The 9,363-nt window shown below is 43.8% G+C and carries 12 protein-coding genes; 11 read left to right on the forward strand and 1 reads right to left on the reverse strand.

The annotated features are described in order from the left end of the window. The first annotated feature begins 1,020 nt into the window (after window positions 1-1,020). Both FHS18_RS35225 and FHS18_RS35230 read left to right on the forward strand, forming a co-directional pair. Window positions 1,021-1,440 carry a reverse transcriptase domain-containing protein gene (locus FHS18_RS35225; RefSeq protein ID WP_343060585.1) on the forward strand — a complete coding sequence of 140 codons (420 nt, stop codon included), beginning with the start codon at window positions 1,021-1,023 and terminating at the stop codon, window positions 1,438-1,440. Window positions 1,441-1,487: 47 nt separating this feature from the next. After that, window positions 1,488-2,159, forward strand: a complete 672-nt coding sequence (locus FHS18_RS35230; protein ID WP_343060586.1) for a reverse transcriptase domain-containing protein — start codon at window positions 1,488-1,490, stop codon at window positions 2,157-2,159. Between the two features lie 174 nt (window positions 2,160-2,333). On the opposite strand, the gene FHS18_RS19860 is transcribed toward FHS18_RS35230, so the two are convergent. Beyond that, a complete protein-coding gene (locus FHS18_RS19860; RefSeq protein ID WP_183601825.1) occupies window positions 2,334-3,149 on the reverse strand; it encodes a hypothetical protein in 816 nt (271 codons plus the stop codon). A gap of 906 nt (window positions 3,150-4,055) precedes the next feature. Here FHS18_RS19860 and FHS18_RS34505 point away from each other — a divergent pair. From FHS18_RS34505 to FHS18_RS19905, 9 genes are all read left to right on the forward strand, one after another. After that, window positions 4,056-4,427, forward strand: a complete 372-nt coding sequence (locus FHS18_RS34505; RefSeq protein ID WP_246427778.1) for a hypothetical protein — start codon at window positions 4,056-4,058, stop codon at window positions 4,425-4,427. Between the two features lie 258 nt (window positions 4,428-4,685). Further along, window positions 4,686-4,862: a hypothetical protein gene (locus FHS18_RS19870; RefSeq protein WP_183601826.1), complete on the forward strand. Its 177-nt coding sequence runs from the start codon at window positions 4,686-4,688 to the stop codon at window positions 4,860-4,862. An 8-nt stretch (window positions 4,863-4,870) separates the two neighbouring features. Next, window positions 4,871-5,416, forward strand: a complete 546-nt coding sequence (locus FHS18_RS19875) for a hypothetical protein (protein ID WP_183601827.1) — start codon at window positions 4,871-4,873, stop codon at window positions 5,414-5,416. A gap of 248 nt (window positions 5,417-5,664) precedes the next feature. Further along, complete coding sequence (locus FHS18_RS19880) at window positions 5,665-6,906, forward strand: vWA domain-containing protein (RefSeq protein ID WP_183601828.1); 1,242 nt, start codon at window positions 5,665-5,667, stop codon at window positions 6,904-6,906. 100 nt (window positions 6,907-7,006) lie between these two features. Next, a complete protein-coding gene (locus tag FHS18_RS19885; protein WP_183601830.1) occupies window positions 7,007-7,387 on the forward strand; it encodes a hypothetical protein in 381 nt (126 codons plus the stop codon). A gap of 168 nt (window positions 7,388-7,555) precedes the next feature. Further along, window positions 7,556-7,786, forward strand: coding sequence for a hypothetical protein (locus tag FHS18_RS19890; RefSeq protein WP_183601832.1), 231 nt, complete (start codon window positions 7,556-7,558; stop codon window positions 7,784-7,786). A gap of 176 nt (window positions 7,787-7,962) precedes the next feature. Beyond that, a complete protein-coding gene (locus tag FHS18_RS19895) occupies window positions 7,963-8,670 on the forward strand; it encodes a DNA alkylation repair protein (RefSeq protein ID WP_183601833.1) in 708 nt (235 codons plus the stop codon). Window positions 8,671-8,693: 23 nt separating this feature from the next. Beyond that, window positions 8,694-8,876, forward strand: a complete 183-nt coding sequence (locus FHS18_RS19900; RefSeq protein ID WP_183601834.1) for a DUF3934 family protein — start codon at window positions 8,694-8,696, stop codon at window positions 8,874-8,876. 66 nt (window positions 8,877-8,942) lie between these two features. After that, window positions 8,943-9,230: a hypothetical protein gene (locus tag FHS18_RS19905; protein WP_183601836.1), complete on the forward strand. Its 288-nt coding sequence runs from the start codon at window positions 8,943-8,945 to the stop codon at window positions 9,228-9,230. The last annotated feature ends 133 nt before the right edge of the window (window positions 9,231-9,363 follow it).

Below are 9,363 nucleotides of genomic sequence, written 5' to 3' on the forward strand. Positions count from 1 at the left end.
TGATTCCTTTTGAAATAATGATCAAAAGAGAAGCAAATAGATACTTTTTAAATGGTTCATATCTATCGCTCCAGAAAGAATTGATAATTTAGCCTCCTACTATCTAATGACATCTGGTGATAACGATAAGGAGTTAGATAGATCTATATGTTTATTAAGCAAATCGAAATGGTACCAAAAACAAAGGAGGAAGTTCAAGAAGTAATTGACTCTGTGCCTGAATGGTTAAAGGATGAGGTGTCAAATAATTCCTATGGATTCGCCGAAAAGACATCTACATTAATAATTGAAATAGCTCATTCTTAACACAGCGGCGGCTGGCCATTCAATAGGCCGCCGTTTATTGTTGAACGCGTGCCCAGAGGCACGCATCTTCTAGCCGGTGAAAGTCCGGCCATGGGAGGGGCCAAACCTCAAAGTAGCTAGGATACCTGCGTACGGTGAGAGCTTTGCGCAGAAGCGCATCGACAAAAGCTCTGTCGGAGACAGGGCGAGCAACATATCAGGCGGTAACATGAAGTGAATCCTGCCGCGTCGTCAAAGACGCCTCGCAAGAGGGATAAGAGGAAGCCGAACCTCGGTTCAATGGGTGAAAGTCACGGAAACTGCTACGAACTTGGAGCGGCAATGAAGAATCCTCCGGACTAAGGGGATCGGCATGATATGAAAGAAGGTGCAGTGAACTGGGGAGACCCTCCCCTGCACGGATTTTTTTTTGAAACCGTAACGAAGTGATCTATAAGTCCAAAAGATGAAATGATCGACTTGTAGGAAGGGAGTCCGAGGGGTTCATAGTACTGTGGAACGGCAGGACAACACAACCTGCCGGAGGGAAGGAGCCCTGCTATGTTCATGTTTCTTAAGGAGGTACGAGTTAGTGAATGCCGAAGGGCTAACAACACCAAAAGAAAACGTTCAACAACTCCAAGAGAAGCTAGGTCATGCGGCCAAGGAAACAAGAAGCCATGCTTTGTATGACAAGGTCTCACAAGGGATATTTTGTGGGAAGCATGGAGGCGAGTGCGCGCGAACAAAGGCGCAGCAGGTATGGATGAACAGACCCTTGCGGACATTGAGAGGCAAGGTGAATTTCAGTTCATAGAAAAGTGTCACCGACTGCTGAAAGAAGGAGACTACCACCCTTCTCCAGTTCAACGAAAGTACATCCCCAAAAAGGATGGAAAGCAGAGGCCTCTGGGCATTCCGACCATTCGTGACCGGTTCATGCAAATGGCAACGAAGCTTGTCATCGAACCTATATTTGAAGCAGATTTCAAAGAAAACTCGTTAGGCTTCCGCCCGAAAGGAGGTGCCAAACAAGCGCTGGAACGAATCCGTAAAGCATGCAACTGCAAGGGAAATTGGGTGGTCGACGTCGACATCCAAGGCTACTTCGACAACATCAACCAAGAGAAGCTAATGAAGTTGATCGCCATGTGAATCAGTGATCGGCGCATCTTGAAATTGGTGAGAAAGTGGCTTGGTGCGTGAGTCATGGAAGAAGGAGCGTCCGACGGTCGGATTTAGGCACGCCACAAGGCGGAGTGATTTCTCCGTTACTAGCAAACATCTATCTTAACTACTTCGATCTGCTGTGGGAACGCCATGGAAAACAATGTGGAGAATTAACGCGATATACAGATGACTTTGTGGTCGTATGCAAAACTAGAAAAGACGCTATGCGTGCTTATGAACTCATCCAGAGAATCATGGAACGGTTGGAGCTAACTCTACATCCGGCCAAAACACGTATTGTTGGCTTATGGACAGGCGAAGAAGGTTTTGACTTTCTAGGTATGCATCACAACAGAACAAGAGCAGAAACGTCCAAAGCACGCGTGTATTACTCAACACAACAATGGTTAACTTCAAAAGCGGAAGCGCGGATTCGCGAAGTGGTGAAGGAGCGCTTAGCACCACCAAGTATGCGAAAGTATGCTTTTCAAGAACACGATGCGTGGCTGAACCCCAAAATCCCAGGGTGGCGAAATTATTACCACACGGTATACGGTAAACGGAAATTAGCCAAATTAGACTGGTATATTCTACAGCGACTCACAAGATGGTATGCGAAGAAACGGCAACGAACGAGATGGATGGGGGCCTTTCGAGAGGTAAGCCATTTGGTAAAACTGCATGGATTGAAAAAGCTCTTGTAATCTGCATCCTCATGAAGACGAACTTCGGAAAGCCGTATGAGGGAAAACCTCACGTACGGTTTGATGAGGAGGAGCTGGGAAGACCAGCCCTCTACTCTAGTAATTGGCAGGCAGTTTACGTCAATAAACCATCCTTGAAAGCAGACTATGCAATAGAAGCGACAAAGGAATTTATTAGTGTTCCATGCTTTCTTTTGTTGAAAGCAGTAAAAATTCACTGATAATACCCAATTCATCTTCACTAAATAGGTCAATTGTGATTTCAAATTGTAATAACATAGATTGTATGAAATGAGATGCCACCATATATAATTGCAAATTGATGGCATCAAAATCATATTCATCTAAATGCCTATAATAATAATCAACATTATTAAGAGCAGCGAAAGTATTATGGACATGCCATGACATTTTTCCATATTCATCTTTGCCCATCAAAGTACTGAATTTCGTCCCAGCAACAATTTGATTCCATGAGGGCTTCCAGCTATCAAACAGTAGGTCACTGCGTTTCTTTTCAGGTAATGTGGAAAAACAACTCATGTTTAAGATTGAGGTTTTCAAGTCATTACAAACCTCGCTATATTCCTTGTACTGTTCAGACTTTTTATCAATCATTCTCCGAGCATCTTTATACCCATGATACTGGTATAGTAGTAATCTCAACTTTTTCTCATGAGCAGAAGATGGTTGAGTGTAGATGTACTCAAAAATCAGAAATGTTTCAAAGCAGGAACGAATAATGCTATTAATTGACGCAATATCTAAATATTCATATTGATTATTTGGATTGCGTGTCATTTTATATGTCAGTTGCATAACTGAATAAAATTGTATCTTAAATTTTTGAAACATAGCGTTTGCCCAATACAATGAATCGTCATTATGAAAATGAAACCCATTTATCCTATTAGTTAATTTTTGAAATATTGAATCGTAATAATATTGAATCTCATGGTTTTCAATTTTATCACCGTTATATATCATCATTTGACCTCCTTAATGCTAGCTGTCTTTTTGTATTCTTTATCTCTATATTAGCTCGCTATGAATACTGATTCTTACTTAAAATAAAGTAGAGTCGCAGAGGTGCTTCCCCCATGCGACTCGCTAATAATATACAAGGTTCTTCCCTATTTGTAAATGCCATGGACCCGCCTTTTGAGGACAACTTTTGCTTCAAAGATTGATTAGAGCTACATTACACAGACTTAACTATTCATAAAAGGCGCTAGTGTCGGCCTTAACTTTCTTTGCATTTATTACCTTTTATTTTGCATCCAAGATTAAATGAAATTCACAAGGGAAATATCACTGTACCTTCATTATCCTCATTTATCAATTAACATTATCACTTCAATATTTTCAATCCCAAAAAATTCTGTTTCATGTGTTGTAATATTAATTTTGTTATTTCAATATCATAAACGTTTTCTACTATTGTATTGTAAGACAGCTCTCTTAGTGATTCTGGTAAAGTCCTTGAAAAACAAAGACTTCAGAGAGAAACCGCGCCCGATGCCTGCGTATGAAGTTATAGAGGCTCAGAATCGCAAGATAGAGCGCCAGATGTATCTCTAGTTCTCTTTTACATAGGATTCGATCGCTTGATTTGATTAAATGGTCGGAATGAATGTTGTGGGGACGAAATGGGGACCAAAGCCGTTCTAAAAGAAAAAAACACAACCCAATAGAACCATACGCAAACAGAGGAAACCCTTATGAATCAAGGTTCTGACCATCCGTGGCACATAGCAACCAACATACCTATGTTCCCGCATACGAGTCATGTGGAGTGTGTGGTTTGGCTGGAGAGTAATCGCTAGTAATGTTAAGGGGCGTGAGTAAACGTCCCTTTTTGTTTTATATACTAAGTCTAGATAGAGGATGACGACGATGTTAACCCCTTCTCAAATCAAACGTAAGTTAAAAGAATACTCGAAAGAAGAACTTATTGAGCTCTTATATCAGACTGTTAAGGCGAACAAAGAGGCTCGGACATTTGTTTTGAACCATTTGGAAGAGAAGTCGGACTCGCTTGGCGAATCGAAAACTGGAACTGGTGTTGTTTCTTTTGCTGCCATGAGTAAGTGGCTTGAGCTTCCTGAGCATGTACGCGAACTATACATCAGTAACGTCTGGTGTGGATCCTGTTCGGGCGTAACAACGATCAAAGACTATAACGTACAGATAGAGAAGTTTGGGATTGTTCTGCGAGGAAAGTGTGCCAAATGCGAGCATTCGGTCGCTAGAGTTGTTGAGGACTGAGTGTTTGAGTCTCAGAATAAAAAACTGTGCTCCAATTGCTTAACATCTGCCAGTAATATTGTACTGATAAAGTTGGTTATTATATTAAAATGGTTTTAACTGCATAAAGTGATGGGAAGGATAGTATGTATAACTTTTGTGAAGCGAAATAAACCGTGTTATAATTAACGCACGTATATACTATCGTTCACATGAGATTGCTTCCTAATCGACGTTTAGGTGGTGAGAGCAGTGTGTAACGAAAGGGAGGAAGAAGAAATGGCAACCAATACATTGGCTGAACAATTGACATTAAACGAATCGGAAGCCCAACAAATTCTGTCCAGTTCAGTAAAAATACTCCCCCCAACTAATGTGCAATTTGATTTCACTTTAGATGAAAAGGCAAAAAGGACGACTGCTGCGTCAATACTTGCCTCACGGAAGGGGAAGTAAAAACTACAATGCAGGTAGTTGATTTGTCAAGTTTAATTAGTGTGGAAACAGAGGAGGGAGAAGTTCAAAAATATCTCTCCTCTTTTTGTTGTTCAAAAAATGAAGAAGTAGAGTCATTTCTGCATAACAGAGCTATAGATGCTGAAAAAAGAGATTTTGCTCGTACAAGCTTAGTCATTGATGATCAAACAGACACAAATGAAATAATTGGTTATTTTACGGTTACTGTGAAGCCATTTCATTTTAGTGAGGATATCTCTAAATCAACGAAGCAGAAGCTTTCGGGAAGTAAAAATTCTGAGAATTTTACTACCACATTAATTGCTCAGCTTGGACGTTCAGATCCATATAAAGGACAAGTTAGTGGGAAAGAAATTTTGGAACTCGCGCTTCATCGGTGTAAAGAGATTAAACAGCTGACTGGGTTACGTATAGTTTGCGTAGAGTACGAGGACGTACAACCTCTAAGAGATTTCTATGAGGAGAATGGATTTTATTTTCTTCAAACCAATCAGAATAATAATTTAAGACTAAGTTTTGTTAGACTATCCTAATATTAGGTTTTTGGTTGAACACCTATATCTAGAATAACCAATCGTCGTAATTCCACCCAGTGACTGGTTTTTAACATAATTGAATTCATACATAAATGCATTGCCTATAAGTGACTTCTGACTCAAGCAAAGAGGATGCTTGGGTCTTTTTAATTTGCTCTAATAGACTCCGAACAAACATTCGCTGACACCTATCTGTCCGTTGCCTTTGGTAAGCTGAAGCTACAAGAACCAAGGAGGAATCGAACATGAAATCTGCTGTTCATATGACCTATGCGTGGAGCCGCCCATATTTCTCAACAAAAGGAGAAGAGAAAGTTTACCTGCTCATAGAGTTGAAAGGGACCGCACAGCCGAGCAAAAACCGAGCACCATTGAACGTATCGTTAGTCTTAGATCGCAGCGGTTCTATGCATGGAGAGCCGCTTGCGTACAGCAAGCAGGCTTGCCAATTCGTCGTGGAGCAGATGGATGCTCGAGATCAGTTGAGTCTTGTCGCTTTCGACAACGAGGTGACAACGGTGTTCCCGCCTAGCCAAGTGACGCTAAAGGATAAGCTGAAGCAACAGATTACGACTATCGAATCTGGAGGGAGCACGAACCTAAGCGGCGGTTTGCTTGAAGGAGCGGGATACGTTCGTAAGGGAAAACAAGAAGGAACGGTAAACCGGGTAATTCTGCTTTCTGATGGTCATGCCAACGTGGGGATTACGGATAGGAATCAGTTGGTTGAAATTGCAAGAGAGTACTACACATCTGGTGTAGGCATTTCAGCTATGGGGGTTGGGGACGGCTTTGATGAAGAGCTTATGGAGGTACTTGCCGAATATGGCGGTGGGAATTTTCATTATATTCGCAAGCCGGACGATATCCCTTCAATATTCGAGCAGGAACTGCAGGGCTTGCTGAGCGTGGTTGCTCAGAATGTGAAGATTACACTGCAACCGTCAAATCATGCTCAAATAACCGGAATATATGGCTATCGTGCGGAGGAGCAGGATGGCGTGTCTATGGTACAAGCTGGCGATTTGTTCGGCGAGGAGGTAAAGGGGCTTCTGATCGAAATGTCGATCGATCCACATGCCTCCGGAACGCACACCGTGCTTATGGCAACAAGTGAATATATCGATGTGACCGAAGGCGCCGCAGCTTGTACGCTTTGCTGTGAAGTGAAAGGGAATTTCTCATCCGATCTGGAGCAGCTCGCAGAGCCTGCAGATCCGAATGTTATGAACTATGTACAGCTAATGCGTTCCGCTAAGACGATTGAAACTGCGATGGAGGCACTTGACCAAGGGGATGTGGAGACAGGGAAGGCGCTGCTCCAAATGCAAGCCGACGAAATGTACCAATTCGCCGCGGAGAACGGCGATGCCCAGTTGCAGGCGGAGGCGGAGTTGCTTGCTGAACACCTACCATATTTCGCGTACTCCGGCCAGATGCGAAAGGAGCTTCACGCGCAGAAATATCGGCAAATGAAACGGCGTTAAAAGAGGAAGACTGTTAAGCCATATCGAATAGCCTGTATAGGTACAAAGACTGGGTTCTCTATACCCAACACTCCCAATTATCACCAAAGGTGTGTGAGGCATGGAATCAATGTGGATGAAACGGCTGTATGATTACTGCCGTATGCAGCCGTTGACTAAGACAACACTTCTAGTCGAGCGATTCGACCAAGGAGATCAATGGTTGGCTTGGCTTTGCGCGCAATATGGCCCGGTAATCAATATAGAAGTAGAAACGGTGCGTACACTCGTTGTCAAAAAGACAAAGACTGCACTTGCCCGTCAAGGTGTAACGCTCTTAAACAACGGACAGACGTACTGGATCGTTCACCAGCTGATGCTAGAGCTAGCAGCTCGTTACACGCATTACATACCAGCTGAGTTGGTGACGACGGGTATTGTCCGCAGCTTCCATGACGCGCTTCAGCAATGCCGTTTAGCTGGACTACAAGCGCACCAATGAGGTAGAGGCTGAGTTCGTGTAAAAGAATTACGGGACTCAAATGTGAATACGAACATGTAAACTTGTCGAAGGTCGGCAGCCTTTTTTTCAAAGACAGTTTCTATATTGGTTTGAACTGAACCTCAATGTAATACAATGAAGCTATTACGTTGTTGGGAGGGCTATATCATGATTTTAAAGAAAATCGACGCTCAAACAGCTAATGCAATCCAATCATTACTCCAACAACAAAATATTCACTCTACACGTATACTAATTGATTTTGAGAAAAGAATAGTAGTATCACAAGATAATGACTACTCCATTGATGATCTACTTGAAGCGGCAGGTTCTATATCGCCGGAACGGGGACAGGAACTACTGAAAGAAGTGAGCCGGTCACGTGAGGAATGGAGCTAATGTACTGCGAGTTCCCTAATTATGAAACCTTGCTTTTAATCTTCTGCAGCCTCTCCAGGCTGCTTTTTTACATCTCCCCCCCTAAATATGTTAACATAGACAAAGATGGTGGCCTCTGTAGGTGACTGGGCTTTCATCCTGCGGGCCAAAATCTCTATAAAAGGATGTAGGAACCCATGAACCTGGAAGAAGTCATGCAGGAGCTCGAAGCGCTGGGCAAGGAACGACTGAAGAAAATGTACATGTCCAACGGTGCGCATGAGCCGGTCTTCGGCGTGGCGACCGGGGAGATGAAGCCGCTCTTCAGGAAGATCAAGATTAATCAGCCGCTGGCGGAGGAGCTGTACGCCACAGGCAACTACGACGCGATGTACTTTGCCGGCATCATTGCCGATCCCAAAGCGATGACCGCGGCGGATTATGACCGGTGGATGGATGGGGCATATTTCTATATGTTGTCCGATTATGTGGTGGCCGTCACCTTGGCAGAGGCGGATATTGCGCAAGAGGTGGCCGACACGTGGATCGCAAGCGGCGATGAGCTGCGGATGTCCGGCGGGTGGAGCTGTTATTGCTGGCTGCTGGGCAATCGCAAGGACCATGAGTTTTCCGAAGAAAAGCTCGCCGGTATGCTTGAAACGGTGAAGTCCTCCATTCATGAAGCGCCGAGACGTGCGCAGATCGCGATGAACAATTTCATCTACACCGTGGCGGTATCCTATGTCCCTCTCCATGAGCGAGCGGTCGGAATTGCGAAGGAAGTCGGCCCGATCGAACTGAAGAAGGACAAAGGGAAGAGCAGCTTCCTGAACGCCATGGAAACGATCCAAAAGGCGATCGACAAGAATCAAATTGGCTTCAAACGCAAGCATGTTCGATGTTAAGCAAAGCATAACGGAGTGATGAATTGAGTACAGCAAAAGGCAAGGGCGGGACAGGCAGAGGTACGGGCAAAAAAGGCTGGAATCGTTGGCAGAAAGCCGAGAGAAAAGCCATTAATGCACCTAAGCCGTACAAGAGCAAAGGGACCAAGAAGCCGGAGGGCGCGGCAGCGGCCGTTAGCCCGAAAAGCGTAAAGTCTGAGAAATAGTGTAGTCAGAATGGAATTCGTAACATACAACAGTTTAGGGGTGGTATTCTGAGAAAGCATAAGCCAATGTCATTTGACGATTTGTTGATGGAGCTACAAGGTCAGAAAACGGTACAGGAAGATCCGAACAACGTTTCGTTGGATAAGTTATTTAATGAATCGTTCATGAGCCAGCATTCCAGCCATTCGAGCTTCGAAGCTTTTGTGGAGAAAGGCAACTTTCAAGTCAAAGTACGTGAAGATATTAATAACATTCCCGACGAGCTGTTCGATCGGCATGTCGCCCGGGAAACGGATTTTGCCGACTGGGACGCGATGCTCGCAGCAGCGACGACGGCGTACAACGGTAAGTAAGAATATTAAGCATCCCCTTTCTTGCAGAGGCGGATGCTTTTTTTTTCTACGACTGACCAATTAGCTAACAAGGTTTTCCAGCAGTCTCTGTCGAAGTTATCACTAAGAACTTTGACGGAGGTTGTTTTCTTCA

The organism is Paenibacillus phyllosphaerae (genome assembly GCF_014192105.1).
GTDB classification, from domain to species: domain Bacteria; phylum Bacillota; class Bacilli; order Paenibacillales; family Paenibacillaceae; genus Paenibacillus_Z; species Paenibacillus_Z phyllosphaerae.